General features: G+C 62.9%; 23 protein-coding genes and 2 tRNA genes. 8 read left to right on the top strand and 17 right to left on the bottom strand.

What is annotated here, in order from left to right; translation table 11 throughout:
* The first annotated feature begins 4 nt into the window (after positions 1-4).
* Positions 5-1,021: a class 1 fructose-bisphosphatase gene (locus EV686_RS10605; protein ID WP_132476795.1), complete on the top strand. Its 1,017-nt coding sequence runs from the start codon at positions 5-7 to the stop codon at positions 1,019-1,021.
* Positions 1,022-1,152: 131 nt separating this feature from the next.
* On the opposite strand, the gene EV686_RS10600 is transcribed toward EV686_RS10605, so the two are convergent.
* Positions 1,153-1,362, bottom strand: coding sequence for a cold-shock protein (locus EV686_RS10600; protein ID WP_132476793.1), 210 nt, complete (start codon positions 1,360-1,362; stop codon positions 1,153-1,155).
* A gap of 189 nt (positions 1,363-1,551) precedes the next feature.
* Positions 1,552-2,556, bottom strand: coding sequence for a DUF481 domain-containing protein (locus tag EV686_RS10595; protein ID WP_132476791.1), 1,005 nt, complete (start codon positions 2,554-2,556; stop codon positions 1,552-1,554).
* A 241-nt stretch (positions 2,557-2,797) separates the two neighbouring features.
* Between EV686_RS10595 and EV686_RS10590 the strand changes: the two genes are divergently transcribed.
* Positions 2,798-3,784: an SdiA-regulated domain-containing protein gene (locus EV686_RS10590; protein WP_132476789.1), complete on the top strand. Its 987-nt coding sequence runs from the start codon at positions 2,798-2,800 to the stop codon at positions 3,782-3,784.
* Positions 3,785-3,850: 66 nt separating this feature from the next.
* Here the strand turns inward: EV686_RS10590 and EV686_RS10585 are convergent, their stop codons facing one another.
* The 5 genes from EV686_RS10585 to EV686_RS10565 form a co-directional block, all read right to left on the bottom strand.
* Complete coding sequence (locus tag EV686_RS10585) at positions 3,851-4,105, bottom strand: formate dehydrogenase subunit delta (RefSeq protein WP_132476787.1); 255 nt, start codon at positions 4,103-4,105, stop codon at positions 3,851-3,853.
* Positions 4,102-4,902: a formate dehydrogenase accessory sulfurtransferase FdhD gene (gene fdhD, locus EV686_RS10580; RefSeq protein ID WP_132476946.1), complete on the bottom strand. Its 801-nt coding sequence runs from the start codon at positions 4,900-4,902 to the stop codon at positions 4,102-4,104. The genes EV686_RS10585 and fdhD overlap by 4 nt, the downstream gene beginning before the upstream one ends.
* 168 nt (positions 4,903-5,070) lie before the next feature.
* The gene (gene fdhF / locus EV686_RS10575) at positions 5,071-7,944 is read right to left on the bottom strand and encodes a formate dehydrogenase subunit alpha (protein ID WP_132476785.1); all 2,874 of its coding nucleotides are present in this window, start codon (positions 7,942-7,944) and stop codon (positions 5,071-5,073) included.
* Positions 7,945-7,960: 16 nt separating this feature from the next.
* Entirely contained in the window at positions 7,961-9,526 is a 1,566-nt protein-coding gene (locus EV686_RS10570) for a formate dehydrogenase beta subunit (protein ID WP_132476782.1), read from the bottom strand.
* Complete coding sequence (locus EV686_RS10565; protein ID WP_132476779.1) at positions 9,526-10,086, bottom strand: formate dehydrogenase subunit gamma; 561 nt, start codon at positions 10,084-10,086, stop codon at positions 9,526-9,528. Before EV686_RS10565 ends, EV686_RS10570 begins: the two co-directional genes overlap by 1 nt.
* A gap of 206 nt (positions 10,087-10,292) precedes the next feature.
* Between EV686_RS10565 and EV686_RS10560 the strand changes: the two genes are divergently transcribed.
* Positions 10,293-11,381, top strand: coding sequence for a substrate-binding domain-containing protein (locus EV686_RS10560; protein ID WP_132476776.1), 1,089 nt, complete (start codon positions 10,293-10,295; stop codon positions 11,379-11,381).
* Between the two features lie 105 nt (positions 11,382-11,486).
* Complete coding sequence (locus tag EV686_RS10555; protein ID WP_132476773.1) at positions 11,487-12,086, top strand: hypothetical protein; 600 nt, start codon at positions 11,487-11,489, stop codon at positions 12,084-12,086.
* A gap of 107 nt (positions 12,087-12,193) precedes the next feature.
* Here the strand turns inward: EV686_RS10555 and EV686_RS10550 are convergent.
* A tRNA-Arg gene (locus tag EV686_RS10550) sits at positions 12,194-12,270 on the bottom strand.
* 141 nt (positions 12,271-12,411) lie between these two features.
* Here EV686_RS10550 and EV686_RS10545 point away from each other — a divergent pair.
* The gene (locus EV686_RS10545; RefSeq protein WP_132476770.1) at positions 12,412-13,425 is read left to right on the top strand and encodes a phosphoribosyltransferase family protein; all 1,014 of its coding nucleotides are present in this window, start codon (positions 12,412-12,414) and stop codon (positions 13,423-13,425) included.
* Here the strand turns inward: EV686_RS10545 and azu are convergent.
* Both azu and EV686_RS10535 read right to left on the bottom strand, forming a co-directional pair.
* Positions 13,422-13,871 carry an azurin gene (gene azu / locus EV686_RS10540; RefSeq protein WP_132476768.1) on the bottom strand — a complete coding sequence of 150 codons (450 nt, stop codon included), beginning with the start codon at positions 13,869-13,871 and terminating at the stop codon, positions 13,422-13,424. The two genes, EV686_RS10545 and azu, sit on opposite strands and share 4 nt — an antisense overlap.
* 221 nt (positions 13,872-14,092) lie before the next feature.
* Positions 14,093-15,148 carry an AI-2E family transporter gene (locus EV686_RS10535; RefSeq protein ID WP_132476766.1) on the bottom strand — a complete coding sequence of 352 codons (1,056 nt, stop codon included), beginning with the start codon at positions 15,146-15,148 and terminating at the stop codon, positions 14,093-14,095.
* Between the two features lie 180 nt (positions 15,149-15,328).
* On the opposite strand from EV686_RS10535, the gene EV686_RS10530 reads away from it, so the two are divergent.
* Positions 15,329-15,404: transfer RNA gene (locus EV686_RS10530), tRNA-Lys, on the top strand.
* A gap of 173 nt (positions 15,405-15,577) precedes the next feature.
* On the opposite strand, the gene purB is transcribed toward EV686_RS10530, so the two are convergent.
* Positions 15,578-16,954: an adenylosuccinate lyase gene (gene purB / locus EV686_RS10525; RefSeq protein ID WP_132476764.1), complete on the bottom strand. Its 1,377-nt coding sequence runs from the start codon at positions 16,952-16,954 to the stop codon at positions 15,578-15,580.
* A gap of 244 nt (positions 16,955-17,198) precedes the next feature.
* On the opposite strand from purB, the gene EV686_RS10520 reads away from it, so the two are divergent.
* Positions 17,199-17,807, top strand: a complete 609-nt coding sequence (locus EV686_RS10520; protein ID WP_132476761.1) for a glutathione S-transferase family protein — start codon at positions 17,199-17,201, stop codon at positions 17,805-17,807.
* On the opposite strand, the gene mnmA is transcribed toward EV686_RS10520, so the two are convergent.
* The 6 genes from mnmA to aroG all read right to left on the bottom strand — a co-directional run bounded on the left by mnmA (position 17,794) and on the right by aroG (position 25,657).
* Entirely contained in the window at positions 17,794-18,906 is a 1,113-nt protein-coding gene (gene mnmA, locus EV686_RS10515; protein WP_132476758.1) for a tRNA 2-thiouridine(34) synthase MnmA, read from the bottom strand. The genes EV686_RS10520 and mnmA overlap by 14 nt on opposite strands.
* Positions 18,907-18,947: 41 nt before the next feature.
* On the bottom strand, positions 18,948-20,192 hold the full coding sequence (glcF, locus tag EV686_RS10510; protein WP_132476755.1) for a glycolate oxidase subunit GlcF: 1,245 nt from the start codon (positions 20,190-20,192) through the stop codon (positions 18,948-18,950).
* 9 nt (positions 20,193-20,201) lie between these two features.
* Positions 20,202-21,311, bottom strand: coding sequence for a glycolate oxidase subunit GlcE (gene glcE, locus EV686_RS10505; protein ID WP_132476752.1), 1,110 nt, complete (start codon positions 21,309-21,311; stop codon positions 20,202-20,204).
* 12 nt (positions 21,312-21,323) lie between these two features.
* Complete coding sequence (locus EV686_RS10500) at positions 21,324-22,799, bottom strand: FAD-linked oxidase C-terminal domain-containing protein (protein WP_132476944.1); 1,476 nt, start codon at positions 22,797-22,799, stop codon at positions 21,324-21,326.
* A gap of 186 nt (positions 22,800-22,985) precedes the next feature.
* Entirely contained in the window at positions 22,986-24,404 is a 1,419-nt protein-coding gene (locus tag EV686_RS10495; protein ID WP_132476749.1) for an FAD-binding oxidoreductase, read from the bottom strand.
* 176 nt (positions 24,405-24,580) lie between these two features.
* Positions 24,581-25,657 carry a 3-deoxy-7-phosphoheptulonate synthase AroG gene (aroG, locus tag EV686_RS10490; RefSeq protein ID WP_132476746.1) on the bottom strand — a complete coding sequence of 359 codons (1,077 nt, stop codon included), beginning with the start codon at positions 25,655-25,657 and terminating at the stop codon, positions 24,581-24,583.
* A 61-nt stretch (positions 25,658-25,718) separates the two neighbouring features.
* On the opposite strand from aroG, the gene EV686_RS18590 reads away from it, so the two are divergent.
* Positions 25,719-25,877 carry a hypothetical protein gene (locus tag EV686_RS18590; RefSeq protein ID WP_165972574.1) on the top strand — a complete coding sequence of 53 codons (159 nt, stop codon included), beginning with the start codon at positions 25,719-25,721 and terminating at the stop codon, positions 25,875-25,877.
* Positions 25,878-25,913: the final 36 nt, after the last annotated feature.

Genomic DNA, 25,913 nt, shown 5'->3' with positions numbered 1-25,913 from the left:
AAACATGACACAAATCACACTGACACAATTCCTGCTGGAGCAGCAGCGCGACCACGGCGCCATCGACGCCGACCTGCGCCAACTGGTCGAAGTGGTGGCCAGCGCCTGCAAGCGCATCGGCCATGCCGTGGGCAAGGGAGCGCTCGGCGGCGTGCTGGGCAGCCAGGGCACCGAAAACGTGCAGGGAGAAGTCCAGAAAAAACTGGATGTCATGTCCAACGACATCCTGCTGCAGGAAAACGCCTGGGGCGGCTATCTGGCGGGCATGGCATCCGAAGAAATGGAAACCTTCCACCCAATGCCGGCTTCAGCGCCGCTTGGGCGGTACCTGCTGCTGTTCGATCCCCTGGACGGCTCCTCCAACATCGACGTCAACGTTTCCATCGGCACGATCTTCTCGGTGCTGCGGGCTCCGGAATCCATCGGGAAAAACGCCGATATCCAGGAAAGCGATTTCCTCCAGCCCGGGTCGAAGCAGGCAGCTGCGGGCTATGCCGTCTATGGCCCGCAAACGCTGCTGGTGCTTACGTTCGGCCGCGGCGTCGTCGGCTTCACGCTGGACCGCGACCTGGGCGAATGGATCCTGACCAGCGAGCAGATGCGCATCCCCGAGCAGACCCAGGAGTTCGCCATCAATATGTCGAATATGCGCCACTGGGAGACGCCGGTGAAGCGCTACATCGACGAATGCCTGGCCGGCCAGGAAGGCCCGCTGGGCAAGAACTACAACATGCGCTGGATCGCCTCGATGGTGGCCGACGTGCACCGCATCCTGACGCGCGGCGGCATTTTCATGTATCCCAGGGACCAGCGCTCCTCGGGCAAGGCCGGCAAGCTGCGCCTGATGTACGAGGCCAATCCCATGAGCCTCATCGTGGAGCAGGCCGGCGGCGCCGCCATCGATGGCGCAAACCGCATACTGGACATCCAGCCCCAGGGCCTGCATGGACGCGTGGGCGTCATCCTCGGCTCCCGGCAGGAAGTCGAGCGCCTGCAGACCTATCACCGCGAGTTCAACTAACCGCAAGCCGTAATGCAAGCAGGCGCTCCTTGTCTGGAGCGTCTGCTTGCATGAAACAAGCCCCGTGCATATGAAAAAACCCGCCGGTTTGACTCGGCGGGTTTTTGATTTCAGCTACGTGTAGCAGTCGATCAGATGGCCTGGACCGACTTGGCTTGCGGGCCCTTCTGGCCTTCGGCGGCAACGTAGGAAACGCGCTGGTTTTCTTCCAGCGACTTGAAGCCCGAACCCATGATGTCGGTGTGGTGGACGAACAGGTCCTTGCCGCCCGACTCAGGCTTGATGAAGCCGAAGCCCTTTTCGTTGTTGAACCATTTAACAATACCGGTTTCTGTCTGCATGTCTGCAATCCCTAAAAAAGACGGGCACTTTGCCCAGATAGAAGATTGTCAAGGTGTAAAAATCAGAGCTACGGTACTGTTGGAACGGTACTGAAGTACAAACTTTGTACGAACTTGAGAATCTAGCTCGCGAATCGTAGGGCGATTTAGAAGACAAGTCAAGGATTTTTGCACGCATTGCGCGCTTGGCTACCAGGTTACGCCAAGGCCTACGGAAAATCGCGTTTCCGCCACATTTTCCAGGGCGCCCGCCACCTGGCTGCGCGTGGCCTTGGCGTACAGCGAGGCCCAGTTGGTCACCAGGTAGCGCAGGCCCACCTCCGCCTTCAGGTTGTAGTCGGCATCATTGCCGATGGGACGATAGAACTCGCCATGCGTGAATAGCTGGAACTGCTTGCCGCCGAAATAGCGCATATAGTCCCAGCCCATGCCCAGCGCGTAGAAATTGGCATCGTCCGCCGTACGGTAGCCGAACCGCACCTTGGCCAGGAGGCCCGATACGGAAAAGGCGCCAAGTTCGTCGTCCCAGAACTGGTAGCCCGGGCCGAAGCCCAGCAGCGAACGACGCGAGAGATCCTCCAGGAAATCGCGGTCGTACTGCGCGCGCCCCTGCCAGAACATGCGCCGGGAAACGAAGCGATCCAGCGTATAAGCGCCGTTGTAGCGATGGGATTTCAGATCGGAATCCTGTTTTTTCCTGAGATAATCCCAGCGCAGGCTGTGCCTCCACAGGCCGTGCCGGCCCTGGAAGTTGCCAGCCACGGAAAAATCCTGGCTGCGGTGGGAATTCAATCGCCAGTCGCCGGCCAGATCGACCGTGCCGCCGAAGCTCCAGTCGCCCAGGAACGGATGCGGACGAACGATGCTGTCCAGTTCCGTCAGCGCCATTTCACGCCGCTGGTCACTGCCCGCCAGGATCACTTTCCCCGCCTCTCCGGAAGTCTCCAGCCTGGCCTGGTAGTCGACGGGCAGGTCCGGCATGCGGAACTGCATGGGTTCATCTGTCTCCAGCTCCCGCACCTTGTCCCACTGCAGGGCGATAGTTCCGCCGTAATCGGTCTCCAGCAGCAGCTTGCCGCCGTCCAGCAGCGTGACCTTGCCAGTCAGCCGGTCGCCGTTGACCATCCAGACCGTATCGGCCTGCGCCGCCACGGACAGCAGCAGCGCCGCCATGCTGAACAAGAACTTCGTCATTGATCTCCCCGAAGATGAACGCGAATGTCCATCGTTCGCAAAAAAGAAAAATCATACCGGCCATGGCGGTGCTCGAACACCCTTGCAGCCCGTATTTACATTTGCAAAAAGAAAAAATCCCTCATGAAATCAATGACAAATAGAAACATTTACAATAAAGTTCCAGTTTCGCAAAAACTCGGAGCTCCTATAGAATGAAGCTTTCCGCAAGCCGCTTCGCTTCACCAGCAGGCCCGAAACCTTGACCCGCTCACGCATCGCCCAACGATCCGCCCGCATCTTCCGGCACCTGCTCATCGCACTTCCCCTGACAGGAGCGCTTGCCTTCGGCGCCTATCATGCCATTCGCAATCTGCATTGGCATGACAGCCTGATCAGCATGCTGGCGGGCAATCACGCGGACAAGGCCTTGTGGAACCAATCCGCCTGGCGGAGCCACGCCCGCTGGCTGCCCGGCTACCGGCTGGCATCCGTGCGCGCCATCCCCGAAATCGAGAGCAATCTGTCCGGGCTTAGCCTGGCCGATGACCGGAACCTGCTGCTCGGAGTCATCAACCGTCCGGCCGCAATCGTGGCGCTGTCCCTGGATGGCGGCTATAGCCATAGCTATCCGCTGCACGGAATTTCCGATGCCGAAGGCATCGCCTACCTGGGACAGGGGCGCGTCGCGGTAAGCAGCGAGAAACAGGGCGACATTCTCCTGCTGCGCCTGCCCGATCAGCCCGGCCCCATCGACCTGCAGGGTGCGCCATCGCTGCGCCTGATCCCGCCCGAGGATGACAACTCCGGCCTGGAAGGACTGGGATACGACTCCGTCCGGGATCAGTTGTATGCGGTCAAAGAACAGTCGCCGCGCGCCCTGTTCCGTATCGACAATCTATGCCCTTCGGCATCCGCGGACTGCAGCACGGAACATGCCGTGGTGCACGACCTGAGCCGCTGGCTGGATAGCGCACAATTCGCCAGGGACCTGTCTTCCGTGGAGTTCGACACCGAAAAGGGCCATCTGCTGGTGCTCAGCGAGCAGTCGCAGACCTTGCTCGAATTCGACTCCCAGGGCATACCCGTGAGCACGCAACGCATCGGGGCCCGCTCCGGAGATCCTCTCATGCCGCAGGCCGAAGGCCTTGCGCTGGGCGCGGACGGCACGATCTACCTGGCCAGTGAGCCCAATCTGCTCTACCGCTTCGTGCCCGAAATCGCTTCGCGAACCGTCCGCCCGGACTAGGGCTGCCTGGCCCCGAGCCCGCCAGCGCCGGGCACAAGCCCCATGGCGCCACGTCGGCGGCAGGCTTCAATTGCCGGGGCTCAATCGCACCCGATGCTGACTGACAGCCTTGAACACGAGAGGACGCAGGGATTCCTCCCCGGGACTCCGTCCATCCGGATGCGCGTCGAGAAAGTCCAGCAATTGCCTGCGCATGCGCGGCTCCCAGAACTTCTCGATATGATTCGCGATACCCTCCAGCGCTTCCTGCTCGTCCGGATAAGCCTCGAAAAACTGCCCGATCCGGTTGGCCATGCGCACCAGGTTCCCGTGACCGCTCATTTCGCGCCTTCCTCCGGGACCATGGCCTCGCGCACGGCAAATCGGTGCGCATGCGCATACAGCACGCATTGGCGCTCGCGCACGAAACCGGCCAGCGCCACGTTCAGGCGCGCCGCCAGATCGGCGGCCAGCGAGGTCGGCGCGGAGACCGACGCCAGCATTCCGATGCCAGCCGCCGCCGTCTTCTGCACCATTTCGAAGCTGGCGCGGCTGGACACCAGCGCGAATCCGGATGACGGGTCGCATTCCTGCTGTCGATGCATGGCGCCGATCAGCTTGTCCAGCGCATTGTGGCGGCCGACATCCTCGCGCACGCAATGCACGCGGCCTTCCTCATCCGCCCAGCCGGCTGCGTGCGTGGCGCCCGTCGCCTGGAACAGCGACTGCCGTCCGCGCATGGCTTGCAGCGCCTCGAACAGGCGCGACACGCGCACGCGTACATCGGCCTCGACCGCAGCGATGGGACGCACAGCGTCAGGCAGGGCTTCCACGCCGCACAGCCCGCAGCCTGTCCGCCCGCTCAAGGAGCGGCGGCGCATCTTCAGGGCGTGTTCGCTGGCGCTGGAAATTTCGATGCTGATCACGATCCCCTTGCCGTCGCACGACTCGCCGACCTCCATGCCGTAGATCTGGGACGCGCGGCTGATGATGCCCTCGGTCAGCGCGAAGCCCGTGGCGAAATCCTCCAGGTCCGACGGCGTCGCCAGCATGACCGCATAGCTGATGCCATTGAACTCCAGCGCGACGGGAACCTCCGCCGCCAGCCGGTCCGTTTGCTCCCCGGCGGGTTCCGCCATGTCTTCATTGACCCGCAGCACGGTGCGGCGCACGTCTGTCCGGACACGCGCCGGCGCGGCATCGTCCGGCAAGCCGTCGAATGCCGAAGACAAGGGGGAAAAGCCGCGATCCCCGCCGCTTCGCCCTGATGCATCCACCGTATCGTCCATATGTTCCGCTCTCCTGCTCTATTTGCCGGCGACGGTCTGGCCGCCGGTCTCTCGCGCTTTCAGAAGCATTTCCTGAATATCATTGAACCGCGACCAGTTGCGTTGCCAGTCGGAAGGCTGCGAGACCCGCATGACCTGCACCGCCGTCACCTTGTATTCCGGGCAATTGGTCGCCCAGTCGGAACTGTCCGTCGTCACGACATTCGCCCCCGACTCGGGGAAATGGAATGTAGTGTAGACCACCCCGGGCGGCACGCGGTCGGTGACGATGGCGCGCAGCACCGTTTCCCCCGAGCGGCTGCGGATGCCGACCCAGTCGCCGCTGTCCACGCCGCGGTCCTCGGCATCCTGCGGATGGATTTCCAGCAAGTCCTCGCTGTGCCAGCTGACATTGGGCGTGCGGCGCGTCTGCGCCCCGACGTTGTATTGCGACAGGATGCGGCCCGTGGTGAGCAGCAATGGGAGTTTCCGCGTGCTGCGCTCGTCGGACGGAACATACTGCGTCAGCATGAACCTGCCCTTCCCCCGGACGAAGGCATCGATGTGCATGGTGGGCGTGCCTTCCGGCGCATCGTCGTTGCACGGCCACTGCAGGCTGCCCAGTCTTTCCAGCTTATCGTAGCTGACGCCAGCGAAGGTCGGGGTCAGCCGCGCGATCTCGTCCATGATCTCACTGGGATGAGCATAGTCCATGGGATAGCCCAACGCATTGGACAAGGCGGCGGTGATCTCCCAGTCCGCCTTGCCGTTGAGCGGCTCCATGACCTTGCGCACGCGCGAAATGCGGCGCTCGGCATTGGTGAAGGTACCGTCCTTTTCCATGAAGGAGGATCCCGGCAGGAAGACGTGGGCGTATTTCGCGGTCTCGTTCAGGAACAGGTCCTGGACCACGATGCATTCCATGGCGGCCAGCGCGGCGGCCACATGCTGCGTGTTCGGATCAGACTGGACGATATCCTCGCCCTGGCAGTACAGCCCCTTGAAACTGCCTTCCAGGGCGGCGTCCAGCATGTTGGTAATGCGCAGGCCCGGCTCCGGCTGCAGCACGACGCCCCAATCCGCCTCGAACTGGCTCCGCACCCCGTCATCGGATACATGGCGATAACCCGGCAGCTCGTGCGGGAAGGATCCCATGTCGCACGAACCCTGCACATTGTTCTGTCCGCGCAACGGATTCACGCCCACGCCCTCCCGGCCGATATTGCCGGTGGCCATGGCCAGGTTGGCGATGGCCATGACCGTCGTGGATCCCTGGCTGTGCTCTGTCACGCCCAGGCCGTAGTAGATGGAACCGTTGCCGCCCATGGCGTAGAGACGCGCGGCGCCTCGTACCTGGTCCGCCGGCACGCCCGTGGCCTCTTCCATGGCTTCGGGAGAATTCTCGGGCCGGGACACGAACGCGCGCCACTGTTCGAATGCCTCGGTTTCACAGCGCTCGCGCACATAGTCTTCAGCCACCAGGCCTTCCGTCACGATGACGTGCGCCATGCTCGTCAGCAGCGCCGTATTGGTTCCGGGACGAACCTGGAGATGATAGTCGGCCTTGATGTGCGGCGAGCTGACCAGCTCGATGCGGCGCGGATCGATGACGATCAGCTTCGCCCCCTGGCGCAGCCGCTTCTTCAGGCGCGAAGCGAACACCGGATGGGCGCTGCTGGGATTCGCCCCCATCACGATGGCCACGTCCGTCTTCATGACCGAATCGAAGGTCTGCGTACCGGCGGATTCGCCCAACGTCTGCTTCAGCCCATAGCCTGTGGGCGAATGGCAGACGCGCGCGCAGGTATCGACATTGTTCGTTCCGAAGGCCGCGCGCACCAGTTTCTGCACCAGCCAGGTTTCCTCGTTGGTGCAGCGCGACGAGGTCAGGGCGCCGATGGAGTCGCGGCCATGCGCCTGCTGGATACGCCGGAATTCGGAGGCGGCATGATTCAGCGCCTCGTCCCACGACACCTCGCGCCACGGCTCGTCGATGCGGTTGCGGATCATGGGCTTGAGCACGCGCTCCTTGTGCGTGGCATAGCCCCAGGCGAAACGGCCCTTGACGCAGGAATGCCCGCGGTTGGCCTTGCCATCCTTCCAGGGCACCATGCGCACCACCGTCTGACCTTTCATTTCCGCCCGGAACCCGCAGCCCACACCGCAATACGCGCACGTGGTGAGGATGGCATGCTCGGGCTGGCCCAGGTCGATGACGCTTTTTTCCCGCAGCGTCGCCGTCGGACAGGCCTGCACGCAGGCGCCGCAGGACACGCATTCGCTCTCCAGGAACGGCTGGTCCTGGCCCGCGGATACGCGGGAATCGAACCCCCGTCCTGAAATCGTCAGCGCGAACGTGCCCTGGGTTTCCTCGCAGGCGCGCACGCAGCGGTTGCAGACGATGCACTTGGAAGCATCGTAGGTGAAATACGGGTTGCTCTCGTCCTTGGCGGCATCCAGGTGATTGGCGCCGTCCTGCCCGTAGCGGACATTGCGCAGGCCCACGACGCCGGCCATATCCTGCAGTTCGCAATCGCCGTTGGCCGGACAGGTCAGGCAATCGAGCGGATGATCGGAGATATACAGCTCCATCACATTGCGGCGCAGGTCGCGCAGCTTCGGCGTTTCCGTATGCACGACCATGCCGTCCTCGACCAGCGTGGTGCACGAGGCCGGATAGCCGCGCCTGCCTTCGATCTGCACCAGGCACAGGCGACAGGAGCCGAATGCCTCCAGGCTGTCCGTCGCGCACAGCCGGGGGATGTTGATGCCATATTCCGCGGCCGCGCGCATGACGGACGTGCCTTCCGGCACGGTCACCTCGAAGCCGTCTATCGTCAGGACGACCGTTTGCGCGGACTCTCGCGCCGGCGTGCCCAGGTCGCGCTCGCGCATCAGTACGGTTTCCAGCATGGGAAGTCTCCTTGTCTCAGTCCGCACAGGCGGACATAGCCGGATCGAGGCCGAAATCCTCGGGGAAGTGCCGGATGGCGGACTGCACGGGAAATGGCGTCATGCCGCCCAGCGCGCACAGCGAACCGCCCAGCATGGTGTCGCACAGGTCATTCAGCAAGGCAAGCTGCCGTTCGCGCGCTTCGCCGTCGGATCGGACGATGCGCTCGATCACCTCGACTCCTCGCGTCGAACCGATGCGGCAAGGCGTGCATTTGCCGCACGATTCGATGGCGCAGAACTCCATGGCATAGCGCGCCATCTGCGCCATGTCGACCGTATCGTCGAACGCCACTACGCCGCCATGCCCCACCATGGCCGAAATGGCGGCATACGCTTCATAATCGATGGGCGTGTCCCATTGCGATACCGGCAGGTAGGCGCCCAGCGGCCCTCCCACCTGGGCCGCGCGGAACGGCCGGCCCGACGCGCTGCCGCCGCCGAAATCATGCAGCAGCGTATTCAGCGTCACGCCGAATGCCTTTTCCACCAGGCCGCCATGCCTGACATTGCCGGCCAGTTGGAACGGCAGCGTGCCCTGCGACCGGCCCATGCCGTAGTCGCGATACCATGCCGCTCCATTGGCCAGGATGGCCGGAACCGTTGCCAGTGAAATCACGTTGTTCACGACCGTGGGCTGGCCGAACAGCCCCTGAATCGCAGGCAGCGGCGGCTTGGCGCGGACGACGCCGCGCTTGCCCTCCAGGCTTTCCAGCAGGGAAGTTTCCTCGCCGCAGATATAGGCTCCCGCTCCCTTGCGGACTTCGAGATGGAAAGCCTTGCCGCTGCCCTGGATATCGTCTCCCAGCCAGTTGTTCCGCCGCGCAATGTCGATGGCCGCATTCAGCGCGGCGATGGCATGCGGGTACTCGGACCGCACATAAATGAAGCCCTGCGTGGCCTCGACCGCAAGCCCGGCTATCGCCATGCCTTCGATCAGGGCGAAGGGATCGCCTTCCATCAGCATGCGGTCCGAGAAAGTGCCCGAGTCGCCCTCGTCCGCGTTGCAGACGATGTATTTCTGCGATGCGGGGGTGCTCAGCACCGTCTTCCACTTGATGCCGGTGGGAAAGGCTGCGCCGCCGCGCCCGCGCAGCCCCGAATTCATCACCGCCTGCACTACGGCCTCCGGCGCCATGTCCAGCGCATTGCGCAGGCCGCGCCAGCCGCCGTGGGCCTCGTAGTCCGCCAGCGACAAGGGATCCGTAATGCCTACCCTGGCGAACGTCAGGCGTTCCTGCTCGCGCAAATAGGGAATCTCGTCGGTCGGACCGTGGCAAAGCGCATGCCCGCCGCCATCGAGCCAGCCGGCATCGAACAGCCCCGGCACATCGCCGGGCTGCACCGGCCCGTAGGCGATGCGGCCGGCCTGCGTCCGCACTTCGACAAGAGGCTCCAGCCACAGCATGCCGCGCGAACCGTTGCGCACGACCCGCACGTCCTGCCCGCGCCTGGCCGCCTCCTGCTCGACGGCGGCGGCCACCCGGTCCGCGCCGGCGGCCAATGCCGCCGAATCACAGGGCACGAAAATCGTAGCCGCCATCACGCCTCCCTGCCGCCGTAGCGCGCACGCTCCAGAATGGCATCGAAACGTTCAGGCGTGACATGGACGTGACGCTCGCCATTGACTTCGATCGCCGGCCCTTGCGCGCACAATCCCAGGCAGTAGACCGGCTCCAGCGTGGCTTCGCCATCGGCGCCGGCCTCATGGAAACCGCAGCCAAGCCGCGCCTGCGCATGGCGGATCAGCTCGTTGGCCCCGCGCGCCTGACAGGCCTCCGCCCTGCAAACGCCGACCACGGCGCCGGCAGCGGGCGCCCGGCGGAAGTGAGGATAAAAGGTCAGCACGCCGTGCACTTCGGCGCGCGAACGCTGCAGGTTTTCCGCGATCAGGCCCACGCAATCCTCGGGCACATAACCCAGCGCGTCCTGGATATCGTGCAGAATGGGCAGCAAGGCCCCGGGACGATTCCTGTGCGCTGCAATCGCCTTCGCAGCGACAGCGATCGCGGTATCGCCGAAGCGCGCCGCCTCTTCCAGCGACAGACTGCCGCCGCGCGCGCCGCCTGTCGATGCCAGATCCACGCTGGCTTTCCTGCTCATGTTTTCTCCTTCGCAACCGTCTTCCGCCATGCACGACACGCCGGCGCGGATGCCGTCCCTGCGCCGATACAGCCAGGGCCGGCAATCCGTCCTCTGCCTTGAATATCCGGCAGGCTTTATTTATGCTTACTATTTCATATATAAAGCGATTTGATCGCCTTATTTACAATTTATCAGCGTTCATCAAGCCACTCAATAGGAAAAAAATGACATATAAATCTTTTCGCATCGGACTGCAGCCGGAATGGCTGCTGCAGCAAAAGACGAGTGCCATTTCCCTGTCCGAGGTGCTGTCCCTGCTTGCCGCCATCGATGCCACCGGCAATATCACGGGCGCATGCAAGGCCTGCAATCTGTCCTATCGCCATGCCTGGGGCACGCTGCGGCGCTTCGAGGCGCTCTTCGGCGTTCCCTTGCTGCTGACCCGGCGGCGCCAGGGCACTGCGCTGACACCCTTCGCCTCACGCCTGCTCTGGGCCAACCGCAGGATCGAGGCCCGGCTCATGCCCACGCTGGAAAGCCTGGCATCGGAACTGCAGGAAGAGCTGGAGCGACTGCTGCCCCGGAATGACCAGCCTTTGCGACTGCACGCCAGCCACGGCTTCGCCGTCGAGGCCCTGATGCAGCACATGGAAGGCAGAAGCCCGGGCATGGAACTGCGCTACCGCACGGCTAGCGAAGCGCTGGCATCCCTGGAACGCCACGAGTGCGACCTGGCCGGGTTCCAGATCCCCCTGGGCCGGTTCGAGCCGGACATACTCGCCCACTACCTGGACTGGATACGTCCGAAGCAGCACTGCCTGATCCACCTGGCCGTGCGCAACGCCGGCCTGTTCGTCGAGGCGGGCAACCCCAAGAAGATCCGGGGCATCGCGGACCTGGCCCGCAACGATGTGCGCTTCGTCAATCGCCAGATCGGTTCCAGCACGCGCCGCCTCACAGGCCTGATGCTCGCGGAACAGGGCATAGGCGAGCACCAGGTCCAGGGATACGACACCAACGAATTCACGCATATGGCGATTGCCGCGCATATCGCCAGCGGCATGGCGGACGTAGGCATCGGCGTGGAGACCGCGGCGCGCCGCTTCGGGCTCGACTTCATTCCCCTGGTCAAGGAGCGCTATTTCTTCGCGCTGGATCGCAGGAACCTGGACAACCCTTCGATGCAGGCCCTGCTGCAGATCATGCAAAGCAGGGAATATCGCAGCTATATCGGGCAACTGGCCGGCTACGATAGTTCGCTCACGGGAGACGTCCAGCAGTTCGAAGACACCTTCCCCGGCACGAACGCCTAAAACCATGATGCAGGCCGGGCCTATCGGGACGTCCTGCGCCCGCCGCGATACAGTGGATGAGTGGATGCAAGATACTCCACGGTTCGCCCGCGACAAGGACACATCATGGCTCACCCCCGTTTTTTCGACGAAATCCCCACCATCACGCTGCGCGATCCGCTTGCGCGACTGCTAGGCGCGGCCGATGACGGCTTGATAGAGTATTCCTATGCTGAGACGGTCAAGGTGACCGGCCATTCCTGTCCGACGGTGGCGGGGGCATGGCTCATGACCACGCAAGCGCTCAGGCGGCTTCACGGCGATGAGATCCCTACGCGCGGCGCCATTTCGGCCGCCTTCCGGAACAGCGCCCTCGAAGGAGTGACGGGCGTGATCGCCAGCGTGGTGGGCTTCCTCACGGGCGCCACCGTCGATACGGGCTTCAAGGGCTTGCGCGGCCGGTTCGACCGGCGCCGGCTGCTGAGTTTCGAACAGCCCATCGATGGCGACATCCGCTTCGAGCGCCTGGATACGGGGGCGGCGATCACGGTCAGCTTCGATGCCTCTGTGGTGCCGGCGCCGCCCGGCATCATGCCGCAACTGTTCGCAGCCATGGAGGCCAACGCATCGCCGGAGCAGCAGGCCGCTTTCGCCAACGCATGGCAGGACCGCGTCCGCCGGATATTCGAGAACGCGGACCATCCGGGGCTGCTGAAATTCAGTTGAATTTGGCCTGCGGCAAGAGCCGCGCCTGAAAAAGGCGGACCTGAAAGCATGCCGGATCGGCACAAATAAAAAGGGACCTTCCGAAGAAGATCCCTTTTTACTTAAACTGGCGCGCCCGAAGAGATTCGAACTCCTGACCCCTTGGTTCGTAGCCAAGTACTCTATCCAGCTGAGCTACGGGCGCTGAAAGAACGAAACTATAGCATGCTTTTTCTTCGGACAGCAAGCCAAAATAAAAAAATATTTTCGCGCGTTGCGAAAAAAGCGGCAAAAGCCTCTCGCCCTACAATAACGAACAAATCCTCGCTCCGCGCACTCGCCAGACATGCCACCCATTGCCTTTCCTTTCGACTATACAGCCATCGAGGCCAGTATCGCCAGCCGCCTTCACGAGTGGGAAAGCCTGTCGTTCGATGCCATAGTCGCCATCGCCCGCGGAGGCCTGATTCCCGCGACGCTCATCGCAAGCGAGCTCAGTCTCCCTCTGCTGGCCCTGTCCTACCGCCGCGACACGCGCGAGGTCCGATGGCTGACGCATGAACAGCCTTCCGCAGGCCAGCGACTGCTTCTGGTGGAGGACATCGCAGGCAGGGGCCACACTCTGGCGGATTGCCTGGATTTCCTGCAACAGCGGAAGATGGACGTGAAGACATTCGTCCTGGCCTTCGACGGCGAATCCAGGGTGGCGCCGGACTATGGCCGACACATTCCCGATGGCGCGCGCGCCTGGTTTCCCTGGGAAAGGGAAACCATCACAGACACCTTTGCCGCAACCGGGAACCTGCCCTCGCAGCCGCAGCGCGCCTATGCCGCATGGGCCATCGATCTCGACGGCATCCTGCTGCCGGACATCCCCGAGCACGCCTACGCGCAGGACCTGGAGGCAACACTGGCATTGCGCGACACACTGGCGCCCGCCGGGGCGCTGCCTCCACTGCCCGGGCTGCGCAGCCTGCCCATCATCACCGGCCGCCCGGAGTCCGACAGGGGCCGAACCGTGGAGTGGCTGGAACGGCACGGCTTTCAGGGGCCTCTGTTCATGCGCGATCCCTCGCGGCACACGACCGCCCAAACCGCCTTGCACAAGGCGGACGTGCTGCTGCGGAACCGCTATACCCACTTCCTGGAAAGCGACGCCGCGCAGGCACTGGTCATTGCCCGCGCCTCGGGCATTGCCGCGGTATTCTGGTGGGACGGCACCCAAGCCATGCGCGTGCACGCCAGCCTTGCCCCGCTCGATTGCCAGCGCAAAAACAAAAGCGCCGCATGCGCGGCGCCCGACTCGACGGCCGACGGGAAAGGATCCCGTCATGCCGAAAGCACAACCCTGGAAGATTAGCTGCCCAGCTTCAGGCTGCCCTTCATGATGGCCCAGTGGCCGGGGAAGGAGCAGAAGAACGTGTAGCCTTGGCCAGCCTCGAGCTTGGAGACATCGAAGGTGACGGAGTCTGCTTCGCCGCCGCCGATCAGCTTCGTGTGGGCAATTACGCGAGCGTCGTTGGGCTTGACGTAATCGTTGGCCGCGCCTGCTGCGACGCCTTCGTTGGCTGCGCCCTGGAAATCGGAATCTTTCGTCAGGACCCAGTTATGGCCCATGGAGGCCTTGGGTAGCTTGCCGACGTGCTTCAGGTTGACGGTGAATTCCTTGCAGCTTTTGTCGACGACGATTTCCTTGGTATTGAACTGCATTGCGTCATTGCTTTCTACGGTGACATCGCACGCGGCGTAGGCTGCGGGCAGGAAAGCGAACGAAAGGACAGCAGCAGCAATATATTTACCAGACATAGTGATCTCCGTGATGAACAATTGGGGCCCAGAAGCCAGACTGCACTGACACCACCAAGCCACAGGATGATTGAACCACAGGATGCCCCTTATTGAAATTGACGTAAGTCAACTTCAAACACACAAATCGGCATTTTTCTTCCGATTCTGCCTGGGGACAGGGGCAAGCCCCTCTTGGCAAACCTGTAACACGCCCGGATATATATTGCAGATACCGGGCTTCAACTCTGGATTCTTTCCGGATTGGGTACCAGCACATCCGAGCGCGCGGAATCCAGTTCCCTCAGGTACTCGAACAGCATCGCCACAAGGAACGGGCCGACGAACAGGCCGATCACCCCCATGGAAGTCACCCCGCCCAGCAGGCCGAACAGCACGGCCAGAAACGGCAGGCGCACGGAATTGCCGATGATCTTGGGCCGGACGAACTTGTCCACCATGAACAACTCGAAGGAACCCCATATCAGCAGGCCGATAGCCGCCGTCGTCTTGCCCATGGTCAGCAGCAGCACGCTGACAGCGATGAAGGAGAACGGCGCTCCTCCGGGAATCAGCGCCAGATAGCCTGTCAGCACGCCCAGCAGGATAGGCATCGGAGCCCCCGCGATGGCATAGGCCACGCCCAGGACGACGCCCTCCAGCGCCGCCACGCTGCACAGGCCGAGCGCGGTCCCCCTCACCGACAGCGGCAGCAGCCGGCGCACGACATCGTAGGTCTTGGGGGCCAGGTGCTGGCCCGCGCTGTCCAGGTGGCGCACGACGACATTGGCGTTCAACTGCAGGATCACCATGGTCAGCAGCGCCAGGAACACATAGAAGGCATTGGCCAGCACCATGGCCCCAATGCTGCTCAGGCGTCCCGAAATCAGGCCGAACGTGGCGCCCGGCATCTGCCCGATCAGCCTGAGGATGGAGCCCGGCGCGGCCAGGTGCTCGTTCCACCAGTCCAGGATATGCCCCTGCATGTACGGCAGCGAATAAAGGATTTCCGGAGCAGCCAGCCCCGTGCGGTTGATGTGCTGGAGGTAGATGGAAATGACCCGCAGCTCCTTGGTCAGCGAAGTGACGATGACCAAGGCCGGCACGCCGAAGCCTATGATCAGCCCGAACAGCACGGTCGTGATGGACAGGCCGCGCGACAGGCCCTTTTTCTGCAATTTGACGATGAGCGGCCATGTGACCACGGCAAGCACCGCGCCCCAGGCAAGCGAGATCAGGAAGGTGTTCAGCAGGTAGGCCAGGGCCAGCAACAGAATGGTAGGAAAGATCCAACGCATGGCGACTCTAAATCGGTATGTCAGCCCAGCACTATAACGATTTTTTTATCTCCGCAGCGTACAAAACCCGCACGATTCCCCGGCTTCCGGCTGCCATTTTCTTCCGGGATCATTTTTCCGCATGCGGAGACTGGACAAAACAATAAATTTGCATCTATAATTTCGTTCTTTCGGTGAAACGGGTCGTTAGCTCAGTTGGTAGAGCAGCGGACTCTTAATCCGTAGGTCGAGTGTTCGAGCCACTCACGACCCACCAGCTTTCCCGAAAAACCAATGCAAAGAGCAACCCTTGCCGGTTGCTCTTTTCTTTTTTGCGCCATGGCGGCGCTCCCGCACCGAGGCCGCCTGGCGCACATTGTCATTCCCCATAGCACTGATCCCGCCTTGCAGGCGGGATCAGGATGCATATATCCGCGCGGGAAAAGCCGTTCAGACCTGCGCCGCCAGCTCGGCCGCCAGCCCGATATAGCTGCGCGGCGTCATCGCCAGCAGGCGGGCCTTGGGCTCTTCGGGGAGCTCCAGCCCGCGAATGAACTCGCGCAGCGTTTCCTCCTGGATGCCCTTGCCCCGCGTCAGAGCCTTGAGCTGCTCGTAGGGCTGGGGCAGGCCATAGCGGCGCATCACCGTCTGGACTGGCTCGGCCAGCACCTCCCAGCAGGCATCGATATCGGCATCGATGGCGGCGGCATTGAGTTCAAGCTTGTCCAGTCCGCGCGCGCAGGCATCCCATGCCACGACGCAGTACCCGAACGCCACGCCCAGGTTGCGCAATACCGTTGAATCGGTCAGGTCGCGCTGCCAGCGCGATACCGGCAGCTTCTGCGACAAATGCGATAGCAAGGCATTGGCCAGGCCCAGGTTGCCTTCCGAGTTCTCGAAGTCGATGGGGTTGACCTTGTGAGGCATGGTGGAGGAGCCGACCTCGCCTTCCTTCAGGCGCTGCTTGAAATAGCCCAGCGAAATATAGCCCCAGACGTCGCGGTCCAGGTCCAGCAGGATGGTATTGGCGCGCGCCACGGCGTCGAACAGGACAGCCATCCAGTCGTGCGGCTCGATCTGGATCGTATGCGTATTCTGCGTCAGGCCGAGTTCGCCAAGCACGCGGGCGCTGAACGAAGGCCAGTCGATTTCGGGATAGGCGGAAAGATGGGCGTTGTAGTTACCCGTTGCGCCATTGAGCTTGGCCAGTGGCCGCACCTGGCGGATGTCCTCGATGGCGCGCTTCAGGCGCACCGCCACGTTGGCGAACTCCTTGCCCAGCGTGGTCGGGCTGGCGGGCTGGCCGTGCGTGCGCGACAGCATGGGCTGGCCTGCGTGCCGATGCGCAAGCGCCGCCAGGCGTGCATGCAGCGCCTCGAGTTGCGGCACCAGCACCTGGCTGCTGGCACGCGTCAGCATCAGCGCGTGCGAGGTATTGTTGATGTCTTCCGAAGTGCAGGCGAAATGGATGAACTCCGCCGCGCGGGACAGCTCGGCATGATCCGCCACTTTTTCCTTCAGCCAGTACTCCACCGCCTTCACGTCATGATTGGTCGTGCGCTCGATGGCCTTGATGCGCGCGGCGTCATCTTCGCTGAAATTCTCGACCAGTCCGCGCAGCAGGGCCCGCGCCTCCCCGGTGAAGGAAGACAGCTCTGGCAGGCCGGCATCCGACAGCCCGATCAGCCACGCCACCTCCACTTCGACGCGATGGGCCATGAATGCGGCTTCGGACAGCGTTCCGCGCAAGGCCTGAGCCTTGGAGGCGTAACGGCCGTCGAGGGGGGACAAGGCATTGAGGGAACTAAGCTGATCGGCGATATGCATTAGAGCTCACAGTACTGGCAAAACGATTGAAAAGGATTGCCCGGATTCTACCATTGCAGCCCCCGCTCCGACCCTGCCCTGGCGGCCAGGGAAGCAAGCCTCCGTTACACCCGTTACACATAACGCCCAGCAAGCATCAAGTTTAGTCAAGACAAATGCATGAGCGTAGGATTACAGCAACAACACGACTGGCACCCGCATGCATTTACCTATAATGCATTGGACTCAACTCACTTTTGCTGACATGAAACTCCTTGGCTCGAGCACCAGTCCTTACGTGCGCAAAGTACGTATTGTCATGGCCGAAAAAAAGCTGGAATACGACTTCCAATTGGAAGACGTGTGGGCAAGTGATACGAAGATCCAGGAATTCAACCCGCTGGGCAAAGTGCCCTGTCTGATCATGGACGACAGCGGCAGCCTGTTCGATTCGCGCGTCATCGTCGAATACCTTGATACGCTGTCGCCCGTCGGGCGCCTGCTGCCCCAGCCCGGCCGCGACCGGGCGGCGGTCAAGTGCTGGGAAGCCATCGCCGACGGCCTGCTCGATGCGGCTCTCATCATCCACCTGGAAAACAACCGCCGGGCGCCCGAACTGCGCAGCCAGGCCATGGTGGACCGCCAATACGGCAAGATCCATGCCGCCCTGGATTTCATGAACCGGGGCCTGGGCGACAACGCCTTCTGCATGGGCGTCAACTTCAGCCTGGCCGACATCGCCGTCGGCTGCGCCCTGGGCTACCTCGACCTGCGCTTCTCCGACCTGGACTGGCGCGCGGCGCATCCCAACCTCAAGCGCCTGGAAGAAAAACTGGCCTCCCGCCCGTCGTTCCAACAGACTAAGACACAATAATCCCGCCGCCCAGGCAGATATCGCCGTCGTACACGACGGCGGACTGGCCTGGTGTCACCGCCCACTGCGGCGTATCGAAATCCAGGAAAAACCCGCCAGCGCCCTCCGCGCCCAGCAGGCACGGCGCATCCGCCTGCCTGTAGCGTGTCTTGGCCGCATAGCGCCCAGGCAAAGGCGCTTCGCCGGCGACCCAGCTGACGTCCTGCGCCGACAGGCGCGATTGCTGCAGCCATGGATGGTCATGCCCCTGCACGATCAGCAGCGTATTGGTTTCGAGATCCTTGCGCGCCACGTACCAGGCATCCGCCGTGCCGTCCTCCTGCTGCCTGCCCTTGATTCCGCCTATGCCCAGCCCCTTGCGCTGGCCCAGCGTATAGAACGCCAGCCCCTGGTGCCGCCCCACCACCCTGCCGTCGTCCGTCTTGATCGGGCCCGGGCGCGTCGGCAGATAGCGGTTGAGGAACTCGCGGAACGGCCGTTCGCCGATGAAACAGATGCCGGTGGAATCCTTCTTGGCGGCATTGGGCAGCTGCAGTTCCCGCGCCAGCTCGCGCACCTTGGTCTTGGGCAGCTCTCCCAGCGGAAACAAGGTGCGCGACAGCTGGTCCTGGTTCAGTCTGTGCAGGAAGTAGCTCTGGTCCTTGGTGTGATCCAGCGCCTTGAGCAGCTGGTAGCGGGCCGTCGCCGGATCCTGGCGGACGCGGGCGTAATGCCCGGTAGCGATGCGCTCCGCGCCAAGCGCCATCGCATGGTCCAGGAAGGCCTTGAACTTGATCTCCGCATTGCAAAGCACGTCGGGATTGGGCGTGCGCCCGGCCTCGTATTCCCGCAGGAATTCCGAAAACACGCGGTCCTTGTACTCCGCCGCGAAATTGACGGCCTCGATGTCGACTCCGACCAGATCCGCCACGCTGGCGGCATCCAGCCAGTCCTGGCGCGACGAGCAGTATTCGGAATCGTCGTCATCCTCCCAGTTCTTCATGAACAGGCCGACGACGTCATAGCCCTGCTGTTTCAACAGCCATGCCGTGACCGAGGAATCCACCCCGCCCGACATGCCGACGACGACACGTCCCTTGGATTTGCTTGCAGTACTCATGGCGGCATTTTAGCCGTTCTACAGTACCGACAGTAAACGTTTCAGCTGTGCTTGCCTGCCTGTATGGCGTCGTCGACCACCTCGACCCAATGCCGCACCGGCGTTTGCGTCCCGCCCTGCAAATGCCCGATGCAGCCGATATTGGACGAAACGATGCAGTCAGGTTGCGCCGCTCCGATATTGCCCAGCTTGCGGTCCCGCAGGTTGCGGGAAATCTCCGGCTGCAGGACCGAATACGTGCCCGCCGATCCACAGCACAGGTGCGACTCCGTGAATGGCGCCAGGCGGAACCCGAGATCAGCCAGCATCCGCTCGCTGACGCCCCGCAGGCCCTGCCAGTGCTGCAGCGTGCAAGGAGGATGAAACGCCGTCTTTTCCGGCAGGCCGGCCTCGATCAGGGGCCTGAGCTGCGCAGCCAGCGGAGAGACAAGTTCCGCGACATCCTTGACGTAACCCACCAGCCTCGCCGCCTTGTCCGCGTACTCCGCATCCGCCCTGAGGTGATGTGCATATTCCCTGACCATCGCCCCGCAGCCCGAGGCGTTCATGACGATGGCCTCGACCTCGCCATTCTCCAGCAGCGGCAGCCATGCATCGATATTGGCCCGCATCTGCGCCAGCGCCTCTTCCTGCGCATCCAGGTGGAAATTGATGGCGCCGCAGCATGTGGCCCCGGCAGCGAAGCGCGTGCATATGCCCAGCGCGTCCAGCACACGGATGGTTGCCGCATCGATGGAAGGCATCATGGCCGGCTGCACGCAGCCGGCCAGCAGCAGGACCTGGCGCGCATGCCGCTCCGTACCCGAGGGCAAGGCGCCCGCCGGCCTGGCATCTGGAATCTTGCCGCGCAGCACCGCCGGCAGCAGCGGGCGCACCATGCGCCCCATGCGCAACGCGGAACCGAACAGCGGGGATATCAACGCGCGCCGCAGCAGTCCGCGCACGAAGCGCTGTTTCAAGGGACGGCGCACCTGCTTTTCCAGCAATCCGCGGCCGATATCCACCAGATCGCCGTACTGCACGCCCGAGGGACAGGTCGTTTCGCAATTGCGGCAAGTCAGGCACCGGTCGAGATGAAGCTGCGTCGCCTGCGTGGGCTGCTGTCCTTCGAGCACCTGCTTGATCAGGTAGATGCGGCCCCGGGGACTGTCCCGCTCGTCGCCCAGCACCTGATAGGTGGGACAGGTGGCAAGGCAGAAGCCGCAATGAACGCAACGACGGAGAATGGCATCGGCTTCCTGGCCTTCACGCGACTCCCGTGCCCATGGTGCGAGATTGGTTTGCATGGCGCTTGCTCAGAACTCCGCGTAAAGACGATGGGAATTGAAGATGCCCATCGGATCGAATTCGTTTTTCAGGCGACGATTGATCGCCATGATGCCGGCATCCGGCGTCTGGAACACCGGCACGCCGGCCGGCTTCCTGTCGTAGCGGTACAAAGTGGCATACCCGCCGGCCGACGCGACCACATCGCGTATGCGGCGCGCGCCCTCTTCGCTCACCTCTTCGGTTTCGCCGGCGATCCAGCGCAGTCCGCCATTCCATTCCACCAGCGTCGGCCCGAGACCCAGCGCGGGCGACTTCGGCGGCACGGCCAGCCGCCACAACGGGCGTTGCCGGAAGAAAGCATGGCGCTGGTCGCGCAGATCGTCCCACCATTGCGCGGCCTGCTCCTGGTCCAGCGGCTCGCCTCCTGTTTTTCCCTGGGCGCTGCGCACGGCGGCATCGCTGCCGGAAAGCCGGATGTGCAGTTGCCCGCCGTCATCTCCGGACCAGGCGCTGGCCGAGATCGGCAAAGGCTGGCTGCGCCATTGGCTCATCCAGGCCAGCGCTTCTTCCTGGCGGCAGGAGAGCCGCAGCGTGCGCTCGCAGAACGGCAAAGGCGCCACCTTGATGGACACCTCCGCCAGCACGCCCAGGATGCCCATGGATCCGGCCAGCAGGCGCGAGACATCGTAGCCCGCCACGTTCTTCATCACCTCTCCGCCGAAGCGCAGAAGATTGCCCGCGGAATCGAGCAGGCGCACGCCCAACACGAAATCCCCCAGACTGCCCGCCGCCATGCGCCTGGGGCCCGACAATCCACTGGCCACGCACCCGCCTATCGTCGACTCCTGCCCGAACCTCGGCGGCTCGAAGGCCAGCATCTGGCCCTGCTGCCTCAAGGCATCCTCGATCTCGTGCAGCGGCGTGCCCGCCCTGGCGGTGATGACCAGCTCCGACGGCTCATAACTGATGATGCCGCGATAGGCGGTCACATCCAGCACCGCGCTGCCATTGGGGCCGACCCCGGTACCGATTTCCCCGTAGAAATCCTTGGTGCCGCCGCCGCGTATGCGCATGGGCTTGTGCGCAGCGCGCGCCGCCATGACATGCTCCGCCAGCTCCGACAGGACGAATTCCATAATTGATGACTCTCAAAAACGCGGCAGTTCGGGGAAACGCAAATTCCCGCCATGCACGTGCATCTTGCCGTATTCGGCGCACCTAGCCAGCGTGGGGATCAGTTTTTCCGGATTGAGCAGACCATACGGATCGAACGCCCGCTTCACTGCGGAGAAGGCATCCAGTTCCTCGCGGGAAAACTGCACGCACATCTGGTTGATTTTTTCCAGCCCCACGCCATGCTCGCCCGTCACCGTGCCGCCGACCTCGACGCACAGCTCCAGGATCGCCGCGCCGAAATTTTCAGCGCGCTCGACCTCGCCGGGGTCGTTGGCATCGAACAGGATGAGCGGATGCAGGTTGCCGTCGCCCGCATGGAATACGTTCGCGCAGCGCAGGCCATAGGTGACCTCCATCTCTTCGATGGCGCGCAGCACCCGTCCCAGGTGCCGGCGCGGTATCGTGCCGTCCATGCAGTAGTAGTCCGGCGAGACCCGGCCCGCGGCGGGAAAGGCGTTCTTGCGGCCCGCCCAGAAACGCAGACGCTCTTCTTCCGAGGACGATACCTGCAGCCTGGTGGCGCCCGCCTGCTCGAAGACGGCCCGCATGCGGCCGATCTCCTCTTCCACTTCTTCCTGCGTACCGTCGGACTCGCACAGCAGGATGGCGTGCGCTCCGGTGTCGTAGCCCGCCTTGGAAAAGGGCTCGACCATCTGGATCGCGCGCTGGTCCATCATTTCGAGCCCAGCGGGGATGATGCCCGCGGCGATGATGTTCGCCACCGCCTGGCCCGCGGTCTCCACCGAGTCGAAGCTTGCCATGACGACCTGTGCGCATATGGGCTTTGGGATCAGCTTGACCGTGATCTCCGTGACGACGCCCAGCATGCCCTCGGAGCCGATGAAGACCGACAGCAGATCCAGCCCCGGGCTATCGGGAGCGTCGGAGCCCAGCTCTATTACATCGCCGTCGATGGTGACCACGCGCACGCGCAGAATGTTGTGTATCGTCAGGCCGTACTTCAGGCAATGCACGCCGCCGGAATTTTCCGCCACGTTCCCGCCGATGCTGCAGGCGATCTGGCTGGATGGATCCGGCGCGTAATACATGCCGTACGGCGCCACGGCCTCGGAAATGGCCAGATTGCGCACGCCGGGCTCGACGACGGCCGTCGCGGCATCGGGATCGATGGACTTGATGCGGTTGAATTTGGCGAGCCCGAGCAGCACGCCCTGCCTGTGCGGCGTCGCTCCGCCGGACAGGCCCGTGCCCGCGCCGCGCGCCACGATCGGCACGCCGAAAGCGCAACAGGCCTGCATCACGGCGATCACATGCGCCTCTGTTTCGGGAAGTACCACCACCGGCGGCAATTCGCGATACAGGGAAAGACCGTCGCACTCATACGGCTTGGTGTCTTCCTGCCTGGTCAGGATGCAATGCGCCGGCAACGACTCCCGCAATCTCTGGATCAGTCCGGGCAGGCCAGGCGCCTCGAACTCATCAGCCATACGCACGCGTTCCAATACTGTCTGCTCCCTATTGTTTGTCCTGCATGGACGGCATTGCGCATGCCGTCCGGAGCATGCAATCACGTGGGTTTCCGCCCCGCGATCAACACCGTTTTCAGTGTGACATTGTTCCCGAGTGCGAACACTGTCCTCAATAGGGATTAATACTGTCTGGCCTGCGACGCATCAATCCTGCAGCGGCTCGGGCAGCACTTTGCCCGGATTCAGGATGTTGCGCGGATCGAATGCCGCCTTCAGGCTGCGCATGAGCGCCAGGGCGTCTTCGCCATGCTCTTCGCGCATGAACGCCATCTTGTGCAATCCGACGCCATGCTCGCCGGTGCATGTGCCCTGCATGGCGATCGCCCTGCGTACCAAGCTATGGTTCAGGCGCTCGGACTCCCGCCACTGCGCTTCATCGTCAGGATCCAGCAACATCAGTACATGGAAATTGCCGTCTCCGACGTGGCCGACAATGATATATGGAAAGCTTGCCTGGTCCATCTCCTGCGCGGTCTGCGCCACGCACTCCGCCAGCTTCGAGATGGGAACGCAGACATCGGTCGTGCTGGCGCGCGCTCCGGGCCTCAGCTGCAATGCCGCGAAGTAGGCATTGTGCCGCGCCGTCCACAGGCGGTTGCGCTCTTCCGGCGTATCCGCCCACTGGAAATCCTGCCCGTTGTTGTCCCTGGTGATCTCCTGCACGATTTGCGCCTGTTCCTGCACGCCCGTCGGACTGCCGTGGAATTCGAACAGCAGCAATGGCGACTCCTTCAGCGACAGCCTGCTGTAACTGTTGGTTGCACGTACCGCCGCCGCATCCATGAACTCCACCCTGGCGACGGGCACGCCCATCTGGATGATCTCGATGACGCTCTGCACCGCATCCCGCAGAGTATCGAAATTGCAGATGGCTGCGGAAATGGCCTCGGGCTGCGGATACAGCCGGACCGTCACTTCGGTGATGATGCCCAGCGTGCCCTCGCTGCCTACGAAAATGCGGGTCAGGTCATAGCCGGCGGACGACTTGCGCGCGCGGCTGGCCGTATTCACGATGCGGCCATCGGCTGTGACCACGGTCAGGGACATGACGTTCTCGCGCATGGTGCCGTAGCGCACGGCATTCGTGCCCGAGGCGCGCGTCGCCGCCATGCCGCCGAGGCTGGCGTCCGCGCCGGGATCGATCGGGAAGAAAAGGCCCGTATCGCGGATTTCCTGGTTCAGCTGCTTGCGCGTCACGCCTGCCTGCACCGTCACTGTGAAGTCTTCGGCATGCACGGCAAGAATACGGTTCATACCCGACAGATCGAGGCTGATCCCTCCGTGCGCGGCAAGGATATTGCCTTCCAGGGACGAGCCTACGCCATAGGGAACCAGCGGCACGCGCTGCTCGTTGCAGAGTTTCGCCAACCAGGCCACGTCCTCTGTGCTTTGCGCGAACACGACGCCATCGGGCAGCATCGGCGCATACGGCGACTCGTCCTTGCCGTGATGCTCACAAACCGCCTGCGCAGTCGAAAAGCGCTCACCGAAATGGTCGCGCAAGGCCTGCAGAAACTCATCGGACAGCGGACGGCGCTGTGTCGGCATCACAGAAGTATTCATTGTTGTTTCCTGTAAGACGGTCGGCAGGAATGCCGGAAAACAGCATGGGCCGCGCGTCTTCGAAGACGCGCGGCCCATTTTAACGAAGCCTGGGCTGGATGGAGGAAAAGCCCTGTGCGCTCAGCAGCCTTTACAGATGGCCGCTTCCATCCGCCCAGGGACACAAGCGGCCGGGTTCAGGCAACCGCGGGTTGCCTGCTTGCCTGCCTGCGCTGCCTGACGGCCTCGGCCAGCCGCTCCAGCACGCGCACCGACGTATCCCAATCGATGCAGCCGTCGGTAATGCTCTGGCCGTAGGTCAAGGGCTTGCCCGGATCCAGGTCCTGGCGCCCGCCCACCAGATGGCTTTCGATCATGACGCCGCAAATGCGATCATCGCCGGAAGCCACCTGCGTCGACACGTCCTCCAGAACGATAGGCTGGCGCGAGTAGTCCTTGTTGCTGTTGGCATGGCTGGCGTCGATCATGACGCGCGGCCGCAGCCCCGCCTTGACGACGGCCTGGCAAGCCTGCTCGACGCTTCCCGCATCGTAGTTGGGTTGCTTGCCGCCGCGCAGGATGATGTGGCAGTCGTCATTGCCCAGCGTGGACACGATGGCGGAATGGCCGCCCTTGGTGACCGACAAGAAGTGGTGGGGCTGGGACGCGGCCTTGATGGCGTCGACCGCGATCTTGACGTTGCCGTCGGTACCGTTCTTGAACCCGACAGGGCACGACAGGCCCGAAGACAGTTCGCGGTGGACCTGGCTTTCGGTGGTACGCGCGCCGATGGCGCCCCAGGACACCAGATCGGCGATGTACTGCGGTGTGATCATGTCCAGGAACTCGCAGCCGGCAGGCAGGCCCAGCGCGTTGATTTCGATGAGCAGTTCGCGGGCGATGCGCAGGCCCTGGTTGATGTTGAAGCTGCCATCGAGCATGGGATCGTTGATCAGCCCCTTCCAGCCCACCGTGGTGCGAGGCTTCTCGAAGTAGACGCGCATGACGATCTCCAGCTCGCCGCTGAAGCGCTCGCGCTCGCGCACCAGCCTGCGGGCGTAGTCCAGCGCAGCCTCGGTATTGTGGATGGAGCAGGGTCCGATCACCACCACCAGCCTGTCGTCCTTGCCATGCAGCACGTCATGGATGGCGCGCCTTGTCGCATAGACCGTACCCGAGATCTCCGGCGTGCAGGGAAATTCGCGCATGATATGAGCGGGCGGAGAAAGCTCCTTGATTTCACGGATGCGTAGATCGTCGGTATTGTGCGACACGATAAGACTCCAGTTTCGGTTGGGTGCTGCAATTAAGAATGAAACGTCTGATGATCTGAAAATGCGTACCGATAAAAAAAGCCGCCTGGCGGTTTCGCTGGCGGCTTTTTCAGGAATTTTTTCAGGTTTTACTGCGTACGAGCTTCCCTTCCCTTCGCCAGCGGCATCGGAAATGCATAAAAATAAAAGAAAAAGGATGTCGTGTATTTCATGTGCTTGATTCTATCACAGGATGCTGCACCGCAAAGACGGGTAA

The organism is Paracandidimonas soli, assembly GCF_004342005.1.
GTDB lineage: Bacteria > Pseudomonadota > Gammaproteobacteria > Burkholderiales > Burkholderiaceae_B > Paracandidimonas > Paracandidimonas soli.
The sequence above is the reverse complement of the archived record's forward strand: the minus strand, read 5'-3'. Positions and strand labels throughout refer to the sequence as shown.